The sequence below is a fragment of the Streptomyces sp. NPDC088553 genome (genome assembly GCF_044752965.1).
Taxonomy (GTDB): Bacteria; Actinomycetota; Actinomycetes; order Streptomycetales; family Streptomycetaceae; genus Streptomyces.
In genome coordinates, this window is the sequence record NZ_JBIVMG010000017.1 from 65,441 (window position 1) to 82,269 (window position 16,829).

At 73.2% G+C, this 16,829-nt stretch carries 19 protein-coding genes and 1 pseudogene; 11 read left to right on the top strand and 9 right to left on the bottom strand.

What is annotated here, in order from left to right; translation table 11 throughout:
* The first annotated feature begins 3 nt into the window (after positions 1–3).
* The 3 genes from ACIP8Z_RS36940 (at position 4) to ACIP8Z_RS36950 (ending at position 2,740) form a co-directional block, all read left to right on the top strand.
* Positions 4–1,191 carry a hypothetical protein gene (locus ACIP8Z_RS36940; protein WP_402091274.1) on the top strand — a complete coding sequence of 396 codons (1,188 nt, stop codon included), beginning with the start codon at positions 4–6 and terminating at the stop codon, positions 1,189–1,191.
* A 147-nt stretch (positions 1,192–1,338) separates the two neighbouring features.
* Positions 1,339–2,142, top strand: a complete 804-nt coding sequence (locus ACIP8Z_RS36945; RefSeq protein WP_402091276.1) for a TIGR04222 domain-containing membrane protein — start codon at positions 1,339–1,341, stop codon at positions 2,140–2,142.
* A 19-nt stretch (positions 2,143–2,161) separates the two neighbouring features.
* Positions 2,162–2,740, top strand: coding sequence for a GNAT family N-acetyltransferase (locus ACIP8Z_RS36950; RefSeq protein ID WP_402091278.1), 579 nt, complete (start codon positions 2,162–2,164; stop codon positions 2,738–2,740).
* Here the strand turns inward: ACIP8Z_RS36950 and ACIP8Z_RS36955 are convergent.
* Together ACIP8Z_RS36955 and ACIP8Z_RS36960 are read right to left on the bottom strand one after the other, a co-directional pair.
* Entirely contained in the window at positions 2,737–4,407 is a 1,671-nt protein-coding gene (locus ACIP8Z_RS36955; protein ID WP_402091280.1) for an AMP-binding protein, read from the bottom strand. The genes ACIP8Z_RS36950 and ACIP8Z_RS36955 overlap by 4 nt on opposite strands.
* Positions 4,404–6,089 (bottom strand): AMP-binding protein, encoded by a 1,686-nt coding sequence (locus ACIP8Z_RS36960; protein ID WP_402091283.1) that lies wholly within the window; start codon positions 6,087–6,089, stop codon positions 4,404–4,406. The genes ACIP8Z_RS36955 and ACIP8Z_RS36960 overlap by 4 nt, the downstream gene beginning before the upstream one ends.
* Before the next feature lie 91 nt (positions 6,090–6,180).
* Here ACIP8Z_RS36960 and ACIP8Z_RS36965 point away from each other — a divergent pair, with 91 nt between their 5' ends.
* On the top strand, positions 6,181–6,996 hold the full coding sequence (locus ACIP8Z_RS36965) for a response regulator transcription factor (protein WP_402091286.1): 816 nt from the start codon (positions 6,181–6,183) through the stop codon (positions 6,994–6,996).
* 51 nt (positions 6,997–7,047) lie between these two features.
* On the opposite strand, the gene ACIP8Z_RS36970 is transcribed toward ACIP8Z_RS36965, so the two are convergent.
* The 6 genes from ACIP8Z_RS36970 to ACIP8Z_RS36995 all read right to left on the bottom strand — a co-directional run bounded on the left by ACIP8Z_RS36970 (position 7,048) and on the right by ACIP8Z_RS36995 (position 10,705).
* Positions 7,048–7,932 carry an SUKH-3 domain-containing protein gene (locus ACIP8Z_RS36970; protein WP_402091392.1) on the bottom strand — a complete coding sequence of 295 codons (885 nt, stop codon included), beginning with the start codon at positions 7,930–7,932 and terminating at the stop codon, positions 7,048–7,050.
* Positions 7,892–8,155 carry a hypothetical protein gene (locus ACIP8Z_RS36975; protein WP_402091404.1) on the bottom strand — a complete coding sequence of 88 codons (264 nt, stop codon included), beginning with the start codon at positions 8,153–8,155 and terminating at the stop codon, positions 7,892–7,894. Before ACIP8Z_RS36975 ends, ACIP8Z_RS36970 begins: the two co-directional genes overlap by 41 nt.
* Positions 8,156–8,166: 11 nt before the next feature.
* A complete protein-coding gene (locus ACIP8Z_RS36980) occupies positions 8,167–8,559 on the bottom strand; it encodes a YwqJ-related putative deaminase (protein ID WP_318212844.1) in 393 nt (130 codons plus the stop codon).
* On the bottom strand, positions 8,552–9,022 hold the full coding sequence (locus ACIP8Z_RS36985) for an SUKH-3 domain-containing protein (protein ID WP_402091289.1): 471 nt from the start codon (positions 9,020–9,022) through the stop codon (positions 8,552–8,554). Before ACIP8Z_RS36985 ends, ACIP8Z_RS36980 begins: the two co-directional genes overlap by 8 nt.
* A 14-nt stretch (positions 9,023–9,036) precedes the next feature.
* Positions 9,037–9,468 carry a YwqJ-related putative deaminase gene (locus tag ACIP8Z_RS36990; RefSeq protein ID WP_402091291.1) on the bottom strand — a complete coding sequence of 144 codons (432 nt, stop codon included), beginning with the start codon at positions 9,466–9,468 and terminating at the stop codon, positions 9,037–9,039.
* Between the two features lie 118 nt (positions 9,469–9,586).
* Positions 9,587–10,705: a winged helix DNA-binding domain-containing protein gene (locus ACIP8Z_RS36995; RefSeq protein ID WP_402091293.1), complete on the bottom strand. Its 1,119-nt coding sequence runs from the start codon at positions 10,703–10,705 to the stop codon at positions 9,587–9,589.
* A gap of 257 nt (positions 10,706–10,962) precedes the next feature.
* Between ACIP8Z_RS36995 and ACIP8Z_RS37000 the strand changes: the two genes are divergently transcribed.
* Positions 10,963–12,069, top strand: a complete 1,107-nt coding sequence (locus ACIP8Z_RS37000; protein WP_402091296.1) for a magnesium and cobalt transport protein CorA — start codon at positions 10,963–10,965, stop codon at positions 12,067–12,069.
* A gap of 46 nt (positions 12,070–12,115) precedes the next feature.
* Entirely contained in the window at positions 12,116–12,514 is a 399-nt protein-coding gene (locus ACIP8Z_RS37005; protein WP_402091298.1) for a molybdopterin-binding protein, read from the top strand.
* Here ACIP8Z_RS37005 and ACIP8Z_RS37010 read toward each other — a convergent pair.
* A complete protein-coding gene (locus ACIP8Z_RS37010) occupies positions 12,462–12,683 on the bottom strand; it encodes a helix-turn-helix domain-containing protein (protein WP_402091394.1) in 222 nt (73 codons plus the stop codon). The genes ACIP8Z_RS37005 and ACIP8Z_RS37010 overlap by 53 nt on opposite strands.
* On the opposite strand from ACIP8Z_RS37010, the pseudogene ACIP8Z_RS37015 reads away from it, so the two are divergent.
* The 5 genes and pseudogenes from ACIP8Z_RS37015 to ACIP8Z_RS37035 all read left to right on the top strand — a co-directional run.
* Positions 12,640–13,077: pseudogene (locus ACIP8Z_RS37015) on the top strand ((2Fe-2S)-binding protein); the annotation flags it as partial. The gene ACIP8Z_RS37010 and the pseudogene ACIP8Z_RS37015 sit on opposite strands and share 44 nt — an antisense overlap.
* Before the next feature lie 26 nt (positions 13,078–13,103).
* The gene (locus ACIP8Z_RS37020) at positions 13,104–13,385 is read left to right on the top strand and encodes a hypothetical protein (RefSeq protein WP_402091406.1); all 282 of its coding nucleotides are present in this window, start codon (positions 13,104–13,106) and stop codon (positions 13,383–13,385) included.
* A gap of 136 nt (positions 13,386–13,521) precedes the next feature.
* Positions 13,522–13,737: a MerR family DNA-binding transcriptional regulator gene (locus ACIP8Z_RS37025; protein WP_402091300.1), complete on the top strand. Its 216-nt coding sequence runs from the start codon at positions 13,522–13,524 to the stop codon at positions 13,735–13,737.
* An 89-nt stretch (positions 13,738–13,826) separates the two neighbouring features.
* The gene (gene modA, locus ACIP8Z_RS37030) at positions 13,827–14,639 is read left to right on the top strand and encodes a molybdate ABC transporter substrate-binding protein (protein ID WP_402091302.1); all 813 of its coding nucleotides are present in this window, start codon (positions 13,827–13,829) and stop codon (positions 14,637–14,639) included.
* Positions 14,640–14,721: 82 nt separating this feature from the next.
* The gene (locus ACIP8Z_RS37035; RefSeq protein ID WP_402091305.1) at positions 14,722–16,659 is read left to right on the top strand and encodes an ABC transporter permease; all 1,938 of its coding nucleotides are present in this window, start codon (positions 14,722–14,724) and stop codon (positions 16,657–16,659) included.
* Positions 16,660–16,829 lie beyond the last annotated feature (170 nt).

The window sequence follows — 16,829 nt, forward strand, 5'->3', positions numbered from 1 at the left end:
CCGGTGGCGCCCCCCGTGACGGCGGGCGCGACGGCGGAACCCATCACGCACCGGAACTGGACGGACGAGTGGGTCACCGTCCGCTGCGGAGCCTGCGGCCGCGAGGACGACTGGCCGCACCCGGAGACGGGCTGCGCGTGCGGGACGGTCCTGCGGATACCGGTGCGGGCGGTGGAGTCGGCGACCCCGACGGCCGGCGGGCCGGCGGAGGGCTCCGGAGGCGCCGCCGGAGCGTGGCCGGAAGCGGGTGCCGACCGATCGGGCAGGGGTTCGGGTACGCGTCCGGGTACGGGTACCGGCAGGGACACGGGTACGGGCTCTGCCGGGCCGGGAGCGATCGACGACGGCCGGGTTTCGCCCTCGCCGCCCTCGCCGCCCTCGTCCTGGTCCGGCCCGTCCGATCCGATCGATCCGTCCGGGCCGTCCAGCCCCTCGGGACGGATCGGTCCGCCCGGTCCGTTCGACCCGCCCGGTCCGTTCGACCCGTTCGACCCGTCCCAGCCGATCGCTGCGGGCGAGCCCCCGTCGCCCGGGGCGGACGCCTCCCCCGGTACGGAGCACCCCCAGCCCGTCGAACCCGGCTCGGCGTGGTTCGGTACGGGTCCCGGCGCCGCGGCAGCCGGCCCCGGCCCCGCGAGTACGGCCCCCGGAGCCGTACCCGGTCCCGGTCCGGACTCCGACGCCGTACCAGGTCCCGCTTCCCACCGTCACCCCGCGAACCCGCCGAGTCCGGGCGGCCCCCGTACCTTCGCCGAGCGCTACCCCTCCCACATACCCCTGCCGCCCACCGCCCCGCGTCCGGCGCCGGTGCGCGGAGACTTCCGGCCGCTGACGATCCGGACCGCGCGGGACGCGGTCGCCGCGGCCGCCGGGTATCTGCGCTGGCTGGGGTTCCGGGACGTGGTCCAGCCCGAGGAGCGCCCCGCGTCCGGGGTGGACCTGCGGGCGCCGGGGCTCGTCGCGCAGGTCGACCCGAGCACCCGGCCCACCGGGCTCCGGGCCGTCGAGTGCCTCTGGCTGAACGGACTGAGCGCCTCCTCCGTGAGCGTGTTCTTCTCGCTCGCCGGCTACACCTCGGAGGCCCGTTCGCGGGCCGCCGAGGTCGGCCTTCCGCTCTTCGTGCTCGACCTGACCGGCACCCCGCAGCCGGTGAACGGCGCCGCCGACGACCTGGCCTCGGGCGCCGCCTGAGGGTGCCGTCCGAGGCCGCCGTCCGGGTGCCTTCCACGGGCGTCGGCCCCGCTGACGCCGCGCCCACAACACCTCGGCATCCGAAACCGGCCATTCACGCGTGACGATCACGCTCCCCCGGGCACAACACCCTCGGGGGTGGGCGTCATGCCGACGGCGATGTGGTGGTTCATAGGAGCGGCCTGCGGTCAACTACTGCTCGCCGTCGTGTTGTTGCGAAGCCGCAGCAAGGAAAGCGAAGGGCCGCGTCCGGACGGCGTGCCGCCGCCGCAGGCCCTGGCGCTGCTCCGGGGCGGGCGGCGGGCGGCCGTCACCGTGGCGCTGGTGGCGCTGCACCAGCGCGGGGCGGTCGCGGCGGGCCGCAAACATACGATTCGGGCCAACGGCGGCCCCGGCCGCACCCGGGACCCCGTCCAGCTGGGGGTGCACGGGGCGCTCCACAGGGCGTTCGCCCTGCGTGATCTGGCGCTGCGCCCCGAGGCGCGGCGGGCGGTGGACGCGCTGCGCCGCGAGCTGCGCGGGGCGGGGCTGCTGCAGCCGCCGGCGCGGCTGTGGGCGGCCAGGGCGCTGCTCGGCTGCGTACCGCTGACGGTGGCGGCGGGGGCGTACGCGACGGGGGCGACCGGCACCGGTCTGGCCGGGGCGCTGGGCGCCGGGGCCGCACCCGTCCTGCTCGCGGCGGTGGTGCTGCTGCGGCTGCCGCCGGCGACCCGGGCGGCGCGGCGGCTCCTCGCCGGACTGCGGGAGCGGTACCCGCTGCCGGCGCATCGGCGGGAGGTGACGGACGGGTGGCTCGTCCAGCTGTACGTGGCGCTGTACGGCGATCCGGCGCTCGCGTTGTTCCTGCCCCATTTCTCGCGGGACGGCGGGCTGCTCGACCGGCCCGCCGAGGTGGACCGGAACCGGCCGCCGCAGGCACGAGGACCGATTCCGGGCGACGGCGCGGGGTGAGGCCGAGCCATACTGTCGTATGCGCATCAGAGCGGCCGCTCCGGCCGAACTCCCGCTGCTCCAGGACATCGAACGGGCGGCGGGCGAGCCGTTCCGCACTCTCGGCATGGCGGCGATCGCCGACGACGACCCGCTGCCCCTGGACGTCCTGGAGTCCTATCGCCGCGCGGGCCGGGCATGGGTGGCGGTGGACGCCGCCGACCGTCCGGTCGCGTATCTGCTGACCGACACGATCGACGGCTCGGCCCACATCGAGCAGGTGTCGGTGCATCCGGACGCCGCACGCCGGGGCGTCGGCCGGGCCTTGATCGAGCATCTGGCGGCGGCCGCCGGGGAGCAGGGCCTGGCGGCGCTGACCCTGACGACGTTCACCGAGGTGCCGTGGAACGCGCCGTACTACGCGCGGCTCGGCTTCCGTCCGCTCACCGACTCCGACCCGGCGCTCACGGAGGGCCTGCGCGCCATCAGCCGCGCGGAGGCGGCCCACGGCCTCTCGGTCTGGCCCCGGGTGTGCATGCGCCGGGAGGTCCGGCCCGCCCCGGCGGACCGGCGCGTGCCGGAGGCGCGACAGGCCCGGGAGGCCCGACAGGGGGGCTAGGAGGTTCGGGGCGCGTCGCCCGGCCGCTCCGCGAGGTCCTGGGCCGTGCCGCCCGGCTCCGCGTACCGCTGCCGCAGTTCCACCTTCCGTACCTTTCCGCTCACCGTCATCGGGAACTCGGTGAGGATCTCCACCCGGCGCGGGATCTTGTAGTGGGCGAGCCGGTCGCGGCAGAAGGCGGTGACGTCCTCCAGGGTGGGCGGGTCGGCCGGGTCGCGGGGGATGACGCACGCGAGGATCTCCTCGCCGTAGCGCTCGTCGGGCACGCCGACGACCTGGACGTCGGCGATCTTCGCGTACCCGTAGAGGAACTCCTCGATCTCGCGCGGGTACACGTTCTCGCCGCCCCGGATGATCATGTCCTTGATGCGGCCGACGATCTGGACGTAGCCGTCCTCGCGGATCACCGCCAGGTCGCCGGTGTGCATCCAGCGGCCGGAGTCGATCACCTCGGCGGTCTTCTCCGGCTCGTCCCAGTAGCCGAGCATCACGCTGTAGCCGCGGGTGCACAGTTCGCCCGCGGTGCCGCGCTCGACGGTGAGGCCGGTCACCGGGTCGACGACCTTCACCTCAACGTGCGGCATGACCCGGCCGACCGTGCCCGTGCGGCGCTCCAGGTCGTCGTCGCGGCGGGTCTGGGTGGAGACCGGTGAGGTCTCGGTCATGCCGTAGCAGATCGACACCTCCGCCATGTTCATCTCGGCGACGACCCGTTTCATCACCTCCACCGGGCACGGCGAGCCGGCCATGATGCCGGTCCGCAGGCTCGACAGGTCGTAGTCGGCGAAGTCGGGGAGGTTCAGCTCGGCGATGAACATGGTGGGCACCCCGTAGAGCGAGGTGCAGCGCTCCTCCTGGACGGCCCGGAGGGTCGCGGCCGGGTCGAAGGAGGGCGCGGGGATCACCATGCAGGCGCCGTGCGAGGTGGCGGCCAGGTTGGCCATGACCATGCCGAAGCAGTGATAGAAGGGCACCGGGACGCAGACGCGGTCCTGCTCGGAGTAGGCGATCATCTCGCCCACGAAGTAGCCGTTGTTGAGGATGTTGTGGTGGGAGAGCGTGGCCCCCTTCGGGAAGCCCGTGGTCCCCGAGGTGTACTGGATGTTGACGGGCTCGTCGCAGGAGAGCGGCTCGGGGCGCAGCTCTCCCGGCGTACGGGCGAGGAACGCGTCCCAGCCCGGGTCGCCGAAGTAGACCGCCTCGCGGAACTGCGGGCATTCGGAGCGCACTTGCTCGACCATCGCCCGGTAGTCGCTCGTCTTGTGCGCGAGCGAGGCGAAGAGCAGGCTGACCCCGGCCTGGTTCAGGACGTACGCCAACTCGTGGGGACGGTAGGCGGGGTTGATGGTGACCATGACCGCGCCGATCCGGGCGGTGGCGTACTGCACGAGGACCCACTCGGCGCAGTTGACCGCCCAGATGCCGACCCGGTCCCCCTTCCGCACCCCGCTGCCGAGCAGCGAGCCGGCCAACCGGTCGACGTCGGCGCCGAATTGCGCGTAGGTCCAGCGGCGTCCGGTGGGCACGTCGACGAGTGCCTCCCGGTCCGGCCAGGCGGCGACGGCCCGGTCCAGGTTGGCGCCGATGGTTTCGCCGAGGAGCGGCGTCTCCGACACCCCGTGGGCGTAGGAGAGTTCGGTGGGCCCGACGGTTCCGGACGTGGTCATGCGAGGTCCCCTTCCACGAATTCCGTGCCGCCGCCCTCGGCGGTCAGCCGGCGCAGTTCCACCCGCCGGATCTTGCCGGAGACGGTCTTGGGCAGCTCGGCGAACTCGATGCGCCGGACCCGCTTGTACGGGGCGAGGACCGCGCGCGAGTGGGCGAAGAGGGCCTTCGCGGTCTCCGCGTCGGGCTCCCAGCCGGCCGCGAGGACGACGTACGCCTTGGGGACGGCGAGCCGCAGCGGATCCGGGGCGGGGACGACGGCTGCCTCGGCGACGGCCTCGTGCTCCAGGAGCGCGCTCTCCAGCTCGAAGGGGCTGATCTTGTAGTCGGAGGCCTTGAAGACGTCGTCGGCGCGGCCGATGTAGGTGATGTACCCCTCGGCGTCCCTGGAGCCGATGTCGCCGGTGCGGTAGTAGCCGTCGGCCATTGCCTCCGCCGTACGCTCCGGGTCGCCGTGGTAACCGGTCATCAGGCCCACCGGGTTGGTGGACAGGTCGAGACAGATCTCGCCCTCCGCCACGTCCGCCCGCCCGCTCACCGGGTCGACGAGGGTGACCCGGAAGCCGGGGCTCGGGCGCCCCATGGAGCCCTCCTTGAGCCGCTGGCCCGGGCTGTTGGACACCTGGACGGCGGTCTCGGTCTGGCCGAAGCCGTCGCGGATGGTGACGCCCCAGGCGCGCCGCACCGACTCGATGACCTCGGGGTTCAGGGGTTCGCCGGCGGCGACGACCTCACGCGGCGGGGTCTTCAGCCGGCCGAGGTCGGACTGGATCAGCATCCGCCACACGGTCGGCGGGGCGCAGAAGCTGGTGACGCCGTTGCGCTCCATCTCGTTCATCAGCCGCTCCGGGTCGAAGCGCGTGTAGTTGTGGATGAAGACGGTCGCCTCGGCGTTCCACGGGGCGAAGAGGTTGGACCAGGCGTGCTTGGCCCAGCCCGGCGAGGAGATGTTGAGGTGCACGTCGCCGGGCTTGAGGCCGATCCAGTACATCGTCGAGAGGTGTCCGACCGGGTACGAGGTGTGGGTGTGCTCGACCAGCTTGGGGCGGGCGGTCGTACCGGAGGTGAAGTACAGCATGAGGGTGTCGTCGGCGCGGGTGACGCCCTCGGGCTCGAACACCTCGGACGCGCGGGCGGCGTGCTCGTACCCCAGCCAGTTCACCCCGTCGCCGCCGACCGCGATCCGGGTGTACTCCCCCGGGACGTCGTCGAACTTGGCGGTGTCCTCGGCGCGTACGACGACGTGCCGGGCGCGGCCCCGGTCGACGCGGTCGCGGAGGTCGGCGGGGCCGAGGAGCGGGGTGGCGGGGATGACGACGGCGCGCAGCTTCATGGCGGCGAGCACGGTCTCCCACAGCTCGACCTGGTTGCCCAGCATCACGATGATCCGGTCGCCGGCGCGGACGCCCTGGGTGCGCAGCCAGTTCGCGACGCGGTTGGAGCGCGCGGACATCTCGGCGAAGGACACCTTCGTCTCGGAGCCGTCCTCCTCGACGAGGTGGAGCGCGGTCCGGGCGTTGCCCTCGGCGATGACGTCGAACCATTCGAGCGCCCAGTTGAACCGGTCGGACCGGGGCCAGGCAAATCCCTCGTAGGCCGTCTCGTAGTCCTCGCGGTGCTGGAGCAGGAAGTCCCGGGCCGCCCGGAACCTCTCCGTCGCACTGGTCGCGCTCTGTGCCGTCATACGTCCTCCTCGTTGCGGGACCGGTCCCGGACATCGTGTAATCAGTGACCCAGGTCTCACTACCCCCGTTCGGGGGTGAAGGAGTGGTCCCGTGCCCGAGCAGAGGGAAACGACCGAGCTGCGCGCGGCGCTGCTGCGGCTGCGCCGGGGCAGCGGGCTGCCCGTGGTCTTCGGCGGGCTGCTCCAGGACGGGCGGGCGATGCGGATCGGCGAGACCTGCGGGGCGGTGACGCCCGCGCTGCACGGCCTGACGATCTCGACCGGCTCGGGCCTCGGCGGCAAGTGCCTGGCCCTGTCGCGGCCGTGCGCGGTCACCGACTACCCCTCGGCCCGGCACATCACCCACGAGTACGACGGCCCGGTCGCGGCGGAGGGGCTGCGCTCGGTGATCGCGGTGCCCGTCGTCGTACGCCGCAAGGTGCGCGGTGTCCTGTACGGGGCACTGCGCGACGCCCTGCCGATCGGCGAGCGGGTCTTCGACGCGGCCGTCGCGGCGGCCCGTGACGTCGAGCAGGCACTGGCCGTACGGGACGAGGTCGGCCGCCTCGACACCCCGCCGGCCCCGGGGCCCTCCTGGGAGGAGGTCCGCCAGGCGTACGGGGAGCTGCGTGAGCTGGCCCCGCGGGTCCCGGACCCGGAGCTGCGGGAACGCCTGCTCGCGGTCTGCGGCCGCCTGGAGACGGCCTCGGGAGCGCCCCGCGACCTCCCGGGGGTGGCGCTGACCCCCCGGGAGACGGACGTCCTCGCGGCGGTGGCCTCGGGCGCGACGAACGCGACGGCGGCGACCCGCCTGGGCCTGCGCCCGGAGACGGTCAAGGGCTATCTGCGCTCGGCGATGCGCAAACTGGGCGCGCACACCCGCCTGGAGGCGGTGGTGGCGGCACGGAGGTCGGGGGCGCTGCCGTGACGCGGGGACCGGCCCCGGGGGCCTGGGCCGGGGCCGACGGGATCCGCGCGCTCAGAGCGTGGCGGACCAGGTGTCGAAGGCCGTGACGCAGGCTCCAGGGCGGTCGCCGGGCAGCCGACCGAGGCTCCCGGGCCGGCGGCCAGGGTCAGGGCGAAGCCCACGGGGCCGCCGAGCGCGACGGCGCACGCGAGGTCCGCCAGCGGGGCCGCCGTGCCCCGCGGTGCGGGCACCGACAAGGAGCAGCTCGCAGGAAGCGGAGGTCTGCGCCGGTCCGGACAGCTCCGCCTCCATCGCCGCGACGAGGGAGGGCGCGTTGTCCTCCAGGGATCCCGGGCGCAGACGAAAGTCCTGCTCCAGGACGGTCACGCCGCTTCCGCGGAGCGTGGTGGCCCGCAGGCGGAGGGTCCGGGCGTCGAACACCCCGTGGGTGTGCAGGACGTAGACGGCGACCAGCGCCGCCCGGACGCCGGCCGCCAGGTCGGCCGGTTCGGTCCGCAGGAGCCACTGCCACTCCCGTCCCCGCAGCCGTACGGGCCGCAGCCCCTCGGTGAGGGCGAGGAGCCCCTCGCGCACGGTCTCGCCGTGCAGCCAGGTGCCTCCGGCCCCGAGGGAGAACAGCCGGCCCTCCTCGTCCACGGCCATCGGCGCGTCCGCGGCCGTGCGGCCGAGCGGGAAGAGGCGGGAGCCCAACCGGTCGGCGAGCCCGCGCAGGGGCGGGCCGCCGTACCGCGCCTCCTGGGGGTCGACGACGCAGCCGGTCGCCGCGACCTCGCGGCCCCCGCGGGCCGCCGTCCGCGGACGGAGACCGTGGAACTCCCGGACGGCGCGCTCGGCGGCGGGGAACAGGGGCCAGGGGCCCATGCCCGCCGTCTTGAGGACGGAGAGCATGGCGGCGTCACCGGCGTCCCGCCCGGGGTACCAGCCGGCCAGGACCAGGGGGGTCGTCGTCCTGCCCCTCCAGAAGCCGGGCCGGTGTGGGCCCGGTGGACGCGGGCGCGGGCCCGGCCGGCGGTCCCTCGGCCGACGCGGAACCGGCCGCACCCCGCTCGGAGGTGTTCTGTCCGGCCGCGATCTGCCCGGCGGCGGTGGCCTTCGACGGCTGAACAGCCATGGTCCGCTCGGTCGACGGCTGATCGGCCGCGCTCTGCTCGGTCGTCATCGTCGCCCCGGTCAGGCGTCCTGGAGGACCGTGATGCCCAGCGTCTCGGCCAGGGCCGCGCAGGACCGGCAGAGAGGGGCGGGCGTGCCGTGCTCGGGGTCCCCGTGGGGGCGCACCTTGCGGGCGACGAGGGCCGCGCCCGCGAAGTGCGCGGGCGCCTCGGCAAGGCTCGTGACCCCGCCGTCCGGGCGCTGGGCGTCGACGGCGTACAGCCGGTCCGAGACGAGCGCGGACTCAGCGCAGTACCCGAGGAACGGCTCGCGCAGGCTCGGCGCGAGCCCGTCGAAGAACTCCCGTACGGCGGGGTGGAGTCGGGGTTCGCCGTCACCGGTCAGATTGGTCTGGCTGGTGATCGTCCCCTGGACGAGGAGCGAGGCGGCGGTTCCCGGAACGGTGTCAGACAAAGTAGTCCCGCGCTTCCTGCTGGGGGCCGCGCAGCAGACAGCTGATGGCCTCGTACGTGTTCGCCCCCAGGAAATAGGGACCGGTGTGGTGCATGAGAAAGAAACGCCCGGTCTCGTCGATGAGGACCATGGAGCCGTCGAAAGACTCGTAGCCGACGGGAAAGAGCTTCTTCCCCACGTTCGCAGCGAGTTCGGCGACGTCCTCGGCACTCTCCTCGTAGATCCAGTGCGGAGTGAATGCGACGGCGTCGGGCGGCGTTCCCGGAATCACCAGGCGGATTCCGCCGAATTCCCGGACGAAGTCCTGGGCGGCCCGGAAGGCCTCGACGGGGTGTCCTTCCTCGGCGAAGCGTTCCGTGACGACACCGAGGAGTTCGGGCAGCTGCGCACCGACGTCCCGCCCGCGTGTCCAGCCGACCTCGGCGAGGACCGCCTCGACTTCCTCCGTCGTCATTCTCGGCATGTGCAGGCTCCCTCTCAGTGGTACGCGATGACGCCGGCGAGGGGCAGCATTTTCTCACAGGACCGGCAGGGCGGTTTGTACTCGCCGTGCAGCAACTGGTCGTCCGCGGGGCGCATGTCGCCGATCCGGACCGAATAGACGCGGGACCCTTCCATGGCCTTCCGTACGTCCTCGGCCGTCACGATACCGGTTCCGTTCGGATCCAAGTGGTGCAACCGGTCCGAAATGAGGGAGACTTCCGCGCATTTCCCGTGGCCGCTGCCCAGCCGCTCGTTCTCCGCCGTCATGTCGTTCTTCACGCGGTCCAGGATCTGCTGCGGCGCCGGGTGGGTGGACATCGCGGAGTCGCCGGTGTTGGTGCTGCTGGAATGCGCGGTCGAGCGCGTCCCGCCGGTTCCCACCAGATCCAGCAGCGTGTCCGCCCAGTCCGGCACCGTCACAGCCATGAACGACATCCCCCCATGCCTACAGGCATTCGCAGAACGCACGTGCGAACAGCCTGTGGCGTCGCGAGGATTCCCTCAACGCGCTTCGCGCGCCGCCGAGCCTTCTCCTCACGACTCGTCAACTCTCCGCGAGCACGATGTCGTAGGGAGTGCCGGGCGGCGACATGAGCCGGAGGGTCCGCTCCGCCTCTGAAGTGAGGGCGATGCGCTCCCCACGCGTCACTCGTGCGAACGGCTCGACGGTGAGGGTGGTGCGGTCCTTGCCCTCGTCGAGGCGCCAGAGCCCGGCGAGGAAGCCGTCGAGGAGGAAGACGCGGTGGGCCTGGTTGCCGGTCCAGGTACGGCCCTTGAGCTCGCGGGGCACGACACGGCTGCGGTCGGCGTGCGACAGCAGCAGGTTGTCGAACTCGGGGAGGAAGCGCGGCGGGGCCGGGGTGTCCTCGTCGGGGCGGGGCGCGTCGGGCAGGTCGAAGAGTTCGGTGCCACGCTCGTCCTGGAAGACGAGGAGCCGGGGACGCAGCCGCTCGAAGGCGGGGCCGAGCTTGGTGAGGCCGCACCAGGTCTGCATGTCCTTGACGGAGGCGGGTCCGAAGGCGCCGAGATAACGGAGCACGGTCTCGTCGAGATCGGCGGCGCCGTCGGCAGGATCGTCGAACCACTGGTCGGTCGTGGTGAGCGCGACCTGGCCGCCGCGCCCCCAGAGACCGCGCGGGGTGACCTGGACCAGGGGAAGGAGACAGCGGGCGGCGACGGAGAGCGACTGCGGGTCCGCGTCGGGCCACTGGGGAAGCAGTTCCTCGCGCAGCTCCTTGGGGGTGCGGGGCCGCTCGGCGACGAGCGCTCGGGCGAGGTCGGCGAGCCGGTCGAGGTCGACGCCGTCGAGGCCCCCGCGGGAGACGAAGATGGCGAGCTCGCGGTCGATGGCCCCGCCCTGGGTGAGCCCGCGCAGGGCGACCGCGTCACGGGCGGTGTGGGTGTGCACGGTGGAGCGCATGGTGACGATTCGGGCGAGGTCACGGGACTCCATGAGCGCCGACAGCTGCTCGGGCCGGAACCCTTCGAGGCGGGCGGCGAGCGCGTAGTACGGGGGCTTGGTGTTCTGCGCCTGCAGGCCGAGAAGGTGCTCGACGGCCTCCGTGACGCCCAGGGAGGCGGGGCGGAGGAGCAGCTGGCGGTCGAGGGTGGCACGGTTCAGGGCGCGGGCACCGAGCACGGGGTGGGTCGTCTTGAGGGCCATACGGGCACGCTACTCGGACTTGCGGACAGATACGGTCCGCAAGGCGGGATCGAGGGGAAGGCGAGGGGTCACGAAGCCGGGACGGGCCGCCGGGGGCAGGCCGCGGGGGGCAGGCCACCGGCAGCAGGCCGCGGGGGACAGGCCCCCGGCAGCAGGCACGGGTGCGGACCGCAGGGGGCAGGCGCCGACCCCAATCCTCACCATTCACCTGAAACCAACCCCATATATCCTTCCCGGAGACTCAGGAGGTGCACGAGATGTCCGACCGTCGCCCACGTCCGGCATGGCGCCGCTCCCCGGCGGAGCCGCCCGCGACCGCCGCTCCGGAGGCGCCGGAGGAACGGCGGAGCGTGGTGCAGGCGAGCCTGTACCGGGACGGCCGGCGCGTCTCGTCCCCGTCGACGCTCGCGGAGACCTTCCGGCAGCTGCGCGAGCACCCGGACGGCATGGCGTGGATCGGTCTCCAGCGCCCGACCGAGGAGGAACTCCACTCCCTGGCGGCCGAGTTCGACCTCCATGAACTGGCCGTCGAGGACGCGATGGAGGCGCATCAACGCCCCAAGCTGGAGCGGTACGGCGAAACGCTCTTCGTGGTCCTCCGGGCGGCCCGCTATCTGGACGCGCAGGAGGAGGTCGAGTTCGGCGAGCTCCACATCTTCGTGGGCCCGGACTTCCTGATCACGGTCCGCCACGGCGCCGCACCGGACCTCTCCACGGTCCGCCGCCGCATGGAGAAGGACCCGGAGCTGCTCGCCCTGGGCCCGGAGGCGGTCCTGTACGCGATCCTCGACGCGGTGGTCGACGGCTACGCGCCGGTGGTGGCGGGCGTCCAGAACGACATCGACGAGATCGAGACGGAGGTCTTCGGCGGCGACCCGGCGGTCTCCCGCCGCATCTACGAACTCTCCCGGGAAATGGTCGAGTTCCAGCGCGCCACCCGCCCCCTGGTCGGCATGCTGCACGGCCTGATGGCCGGCTTCGCCAAGTACGGCACGGACGAGGAACTCCAGCGCTACCTCCGCGACGTGGCGGACCACGTCACCCACACCAGCGAGCGCGTCGACGGCTTCCGCCAGGCACTCGCGGACATCCTCACGGTCAACGCGACCCTGGTCACCCAGCAACAGAACGCGGAGATGCGAGCGTTGGCGGAGGCGGGCTTCGAACAGAACGAGGAGATCAAGAAGATCTCCGCCTGGGCGGCCATCCTCTTCGCCCCCACCCTGGTCGGCACGATCTACGGCATGAACTTCGACCACATGCCGGAGCTGCACTGGGCGGGCGGGTATCCGTTCGCCGTGGTGCTGATGGCGGTGGTGTGCGTGAGCCTGTACGTGGTCTTCAAGAAGAAGGACTGGCTGTAGGCGGCGCTCGGGAAGCGGAGGCGCCGGTGTGACCTAGAGTGCGGGTGTGCCGTCGTACAGCATTGGGCAGGCCGCTCGGCTGCTCGGAGTGAGTTCGGAGACCGTTCGCCGGTGGGCGGACGGCGGGCGTCTGCGCATGGACCGGGACGGCTCGGGCAACCGGGTGATCGACGGGGTGGGGCTCGCGCGGTTCGCGCAGGAGCGGAGGGCCGGGCCGCGCGCCGTCCCCGAGGACGAGATGTCGACCTCGGTGCGGAACTCCTTCGCGGGGATCGTCACCGGGGTGCGGATCGACGACGTGGCCGCGCAGGTGGAGGTGCAGTCCGGGCCGCACCGGCTGGTGTCGCTGGTGACCCGGGAGGCCGTCGAGGAGCTGGGGCTCGACGTCGGGGTCACGGTGACGGCGCGGGTGAAGTCGACCAGCGTGCACATCGACCTGCCGTGACCGGCCGCGACCAGCGGCAGAGGAGTGCGGCGCTCAGGTCCACCCGGTCGTCGAGGCGGGACAGGTCCCTGCCGGTGAGGGTCTCGACGCGTTCGACGCGGTAGTGGACCGTGCTGACGTGGATGTGCGGGGCCTGCGCGGTCCATGTCGACGGGGCACCCGTGCACAGCTGCCTCTACCCCGCCGTGCGCGTCGAGGGCCGGTCCGTCACCACGGTGGAGGGGCTCGCCTCCCGGGACGGCGAACTCCACCCCGTACAGCAGAGGTTCCTCGACGCGCAGCGGTACCGGTGCGGCTCTGCACCGCCGGCTTCCTGATGACGGCCGCCGCCCTGGAAGCCGAGCGGGAATCCGCTCACCACGACGGCAAGCTCTACGATCTCCCCCGCGCCTCAAGGGCAACATCTGCCGATGCACCGGCCACCGGGCGGTCGAGGACGCCGTCCGGGGCGCGCGGTACACCGAACGGCCCTGTGCGGACAGGCGGTGGGCCGCAACGTCGCCGCCCCGGTCGGACCGCAGGTCGTGACCGGCACCGCCCGCCACCCCTTCGACGTCGAGGTGCGCCGGTCGCGACCCTCTTCGAGACCGTGCGGCTCGACGAGCGCGGCGAGGTCACCACGCCCGCGTTCCGCCGCCACCGGCTTCCCCAGTACGCGGACGTCCCACGCACCGAGGTGCACTTCACGGAGACGTCCGACGCGATCGGCCCGCTCGGGGCGAAGTCCATGAGCGAGAGCCCGTTCGACCCGGTCGAACCCGCGTTCGCCAACGCCCTGCGGGACGCCACCGGCATCCGCTTCACCGAGCTGCCGGTGACCCGCGACCGCGTCCGGCTCGCCCTCGACCTCCGGGCAGGGTCCGAGGCGTGAGATCCCCGTACCGACCCGTGACACGTCGCGGCACGGCGGGATCTGTCGTCACTTCCTCCAACCCCCCTCTCATTCGCGATGGAGAGTCCCACGACGTTGTTGCAGATGAGATCAGACACGGCCTACGGTGTCGCATATGCAGTCCTACACGATCGGGCAGGCCGCTCGCCTGCCGGGCGTCAGCCCGGACACGGCGCGGCGCCGGGCGGACGCGGGCAGGGTTGCGACCCACCGCGACGAGAGCGGTCGGCGCGTCATCGACGGGAAGGCCGTGGAGGAACTGGGACTGGAAGTCGGCCTGCAGGCCACCGCCCGCGTGAAGTCGACCAGCGGGCACATCGACCGCACCTGACCACACCTCACGCAGTACCGAGCTTCTCGGCCGTCGGCGCGGCCGCCTCCCAGCGCCCCTTCCGTTCGCATCAAGGAGTCCAGACCCTCATGTCTCTCACGCTCACCCCCGCCAGACGTCGCACCGCCGCCGCCGTGCTCACCGCCGCCCTGCTCGTGCCGCTCGCGGCCTGCGGGAACAGCGACGACACCGGTAAGGCCGCCCCCGGCCCCTCCGGCTCCGCGAGCGGCGCGCCCGCGGCGAACCTCACCGTCCTCGCCGCCGCCTCGCTCACCGACGTCTTCAAGACCGCCGGTGCCGCGTACGAGAAGTCCCACCCGGGCACGAAGCTCACCTTCTCCTTCGCCGGCTCGCAGGAGCTCGTCGCGCAGGTCTCGCAGGGCTCGCCCGCCGACGTCCTGGTCACCGCCGACACCAAGAGCATGGACAAGGTGGAGGCCGACACGGGCACCCCGGCGATCATCGCGAAGAACCGGCTCGTCATCGCCACCGGCGAGGGCAACCCCTACAAGGTCGACGACCTGAAGGACCTGGCCGACACCAAGCTGAAGGTCGTCCTCGCCGCGCCCGAGGTACCGGCCGGCAAGTACAGCAAGCAGATCCTGGACGCCCAGAAGGTCACGGTGAAGCCGGTCTCCCAGGAGCCCAACGTGCGCGCCGTCCTCAGCAAGGTCGAGCTCGGCGAGGCCGACGCCGGCCTCGTCTACAAGACGGACGCCGCGAGCGCCGCGGACAAGGTCGACGCCGTCGAGATCCCGGACGACCAGAACGCCATCGCGAAGTACCCGGCCGCCACGATCAAGGACTCCGAGAACGCCGAGGCGGCCGCCGCGTTCGTCGCCTGGCTCTCCTCGCACGAGGGCCAGAAGATCCTCCAGGACGCCGGCTTCCAGAAGCCGTGACCGTCCGGGATCACCAGATCGTGAGGGCCGTCCGTCCCGGGGGAACGGACAGCCCTCCTCCTCCATGTCTTCGGGGTCGACGATGAAACGAGCAGGCGTACGCACGGCCGGCACCCGGCCGCCCCTGGCTCTCGCGCTGCCCGCGCTCCTGGCGGTGGCCTTCCTGACCCTGCCGCTGCTCGGCATCCTCGTCCGGACGGAGTGGGGCGAACTCGCCGACCACCTGCGGTCACCCGGCACGGTCGAGGCGCTGAAGCTCTCCCTCGTCGTGTCGTTCTGGGCGCTGGGGCTCTCCCTGCTGCTCGGTGTGCCGCTCGCCTGGCTGCTGGCCCGTGTGCCGTTCCCCGGCAAGGCGCTCGTCCGCTCCCTCGTCCTGCTGCCGATGGTGCTGCCGCCGACGGTCGGCGGTGTGGCGCTGCTGCTCGCCTTCGGCCGACGCGGGCTCCTCGGCCCCTGGTTCGAGAGCACCTTCGGCATCACCTTCCCGTTCCACACGGCGGGGGCGGTGATCGCGGCCACGTTCGTCGCGATGCCGTTCCTGGTCATCAGCCTGGAGGGCGCGCTCGGCGGGCTGCGGCCGCGGTACGAGGAGACGGCGGCCTCGCTCGGCGCCTCGCCGGTACGGGTCTTCTTCACCGTCACGCTGCCGATGGTCGCGCCCGGCCTGATCGCGGGCGCGGCCCTCACCTGGGCGCGGGCACTGGGCGAGTTCGGCGCCACGATCACCTTCGCCGGGAACCTGCCGGGAACCACGCAGACGCTGCCGCTCCAGGTCTACCTCCTGCTCCAGGACGAGCCCGAGGCCGCCACCTCCGTCTCGCTCCTGCTCCTCGCCATCGCCATGGGCGTACTGATCGCCCTGCGCGGCCGCTGGACGGGAACGCCCCCGGAACGCCGTCCCCGCCCCGCCCCGGAGGCCGGGCCCGAGGAGCCGGCGCCGGTCCCGCAGGCTCCTCCCGCGCCCGCCACGGCGAAGGACGCCGAGCGCTGGGCGCTGCACGCGGAGGTCACCGGCTTCACCCGGCTCACCCTGGACGCCGACCCCGGCACCACCATCGCCGTTGTCGGCCCCAACGGCGCCGGGAAGACCACCCTGCTCCGCGCCCTGCTCGGCCTCACCCCGCGCGCCCACGCCGGCCTGCGGCTCGGCGACGAGGACGTCACGGCGCTGCCCCCGCACCGACGGCATGTCGCCTGGGTCCCGCAGGACGGCGCGCTGTTCCCGCACATGAGCGCCCTCGCCAACACGGCGTACGGGCTCCGTGCCCAGGGCGTCGGGCGTGCCGAGGCCCGGCGCGAGGCCCTGACCTGGCTCGACCGGCTCGGGGTCGGCCCGCTCGCCCACCGCCGGCCGACCCAGCTCTCCGGCGGGCAGGCCCAGCGCGTCGCCCTGGCCCGGGCGCTGGCCGCCCGGCCGCGGCTCCTCGTCCTCGACGAGCCGCTCGCCGCGCTCGACCAGACCACCCGCGCGCATGTACGCCACACCCTGCGGACCCACCTCGCCGGCTTCGGCGGCGTCTGTCTGATCGTCACCCACGACCCGGTCGAAGCGGTGTCGCTCGCCGACCGGGTGCTGGTCCTCGACGAGGGCCGGGCCCTCCAGGACGGGGCCCCCGTCGAGGTCACCCGGCATCCCCGCTCCCCCTGGGTCGCCCGCATGCTCGGCCGTAACGCCTGGCCCGGCACGGCGACCCCGGAGGGCCTCGCGCTGGACGGCGGCGGCGCCCTGGTCGCGACCGACCCGCCGCCGCCCGGCACCGCCGCGCTCGCGATCGTCGCGCCCGAGGCGGTGTCCGTCCACCGCGAGAAGCCGGAGGGCAGCCCCCGTAACGTCTGGCCCGGCACCGTACGTGAGATCACGGCGAGCGGGAGCCGGCTCCGGGTCCTGATCACCTCCGACCGGGCCCCCGACCTCGTCGCCGAGATCACCCCGCAGTCGGCCGCCGAACTCGGCCTCGCCGACGGGGTGCCCGTCTGGACCAGCGTCAAGGCGACGGAGGCGACGATCGTCCCGCTGTGACGGCCGCGTGCCGTGCCGGGGCGCGTGTGTCTGTTCCGGTACGACGACGATCCCGAGCCCGGGGAACACGGCCCGGCCGGGCCGTCGCACGTGCCCGTCCGCCCGGGAGGCGGCACGGAAACCGTGGTCCGGGCGTACCGCGCGCCGCTGCGCGCGCGGACCGCCGGTCC

Coding starts and splice junctions, on each gene's coding strand:
- ACIP8Z_RS36945 (WP_402091276.1), top strand. CDS start 1,339: ATGCCGACGGCGATGTGGTGGTTCATAGGAGCGGCCTGCGGTCAACTA.
- ACIP8Z_RS36950 (WP_402091278.1), top strand. CDS start 2,162: ATGCGCATCAGAGCGGCCGCTCCGGCCGAACTCCCGCTGCTCCAGGAC.
- ACIP8Z_RS36955 (WP_402091280.1), bottom strand. CDS start 4,407: ATGACCACGTCCGGAACCGTCGGGCCCACCGAACTCTCCTACGCCCAC.
- ACIP8Z_RS36960 (WP_402091283.1), bottom strand. CDS start 6,089: ATGACGGCACAGAGCGCGACCAGTGCGACGGAGAGGTTCCGGGCGGCC.
- ACIP8Z_RS36975 (WP_402091404.1), bottom strand. CDS start 8,155: ATGACGACCGAGCAGAGCGCGGCCGATCAGCCGTCGACCGAGCGGACC.
- ACIP8Z_RS36985 (WP_402091289.1), bottom strand. CDS start 9,022: ATGCCGAGAATGACGACGGAGGAAGTCGAGGCGGTCCTCGCCGAGGTC.
- ACIP8Z_RS36990 (WP_402091291.1), bottom strand. CDS start 9,468: ATGGCTGTGACGGTGCCGGACTGGGCGGACACGCTGCTGGATCTGGTG.
- ACIP8Z_RS36995 (WP_402091293.1), bottom strand. CDS start 10,705: ATGGCCCTCAAGACGACCCACCCCGTGCTCGGTGCCCGCGCCCTGAAC.
- ACIP8Z_RS37000 (WP_402091296.1), top strand. CDS start 10,963: ATGTCCGACCGTCGCCCACGTCCGGCATGGCGCCGCTCCCCGGCGGAG.
- ACIP8Z_RS37025 (WP_402091300.1), top strand. CDS start 13,522: ATGCAGTCCTACACGATCGGGCAGGCCGCTCGCCTGCCGGGCGTCAGC.
- modA (WP_402091302.1), top strand. CDS start 13,827: ATGTCTCTCACGCTCACCCCCGCCAGACGTCGCACCGCCGCCGCCGTG.
- ACIP8Z_RS37035 (WP_402091305.1), top strand. CDS start 14,722: ATGAAACGAGCAGGCGTACGCACGGCCGGCACCCGGCCGCCCCTGGCT.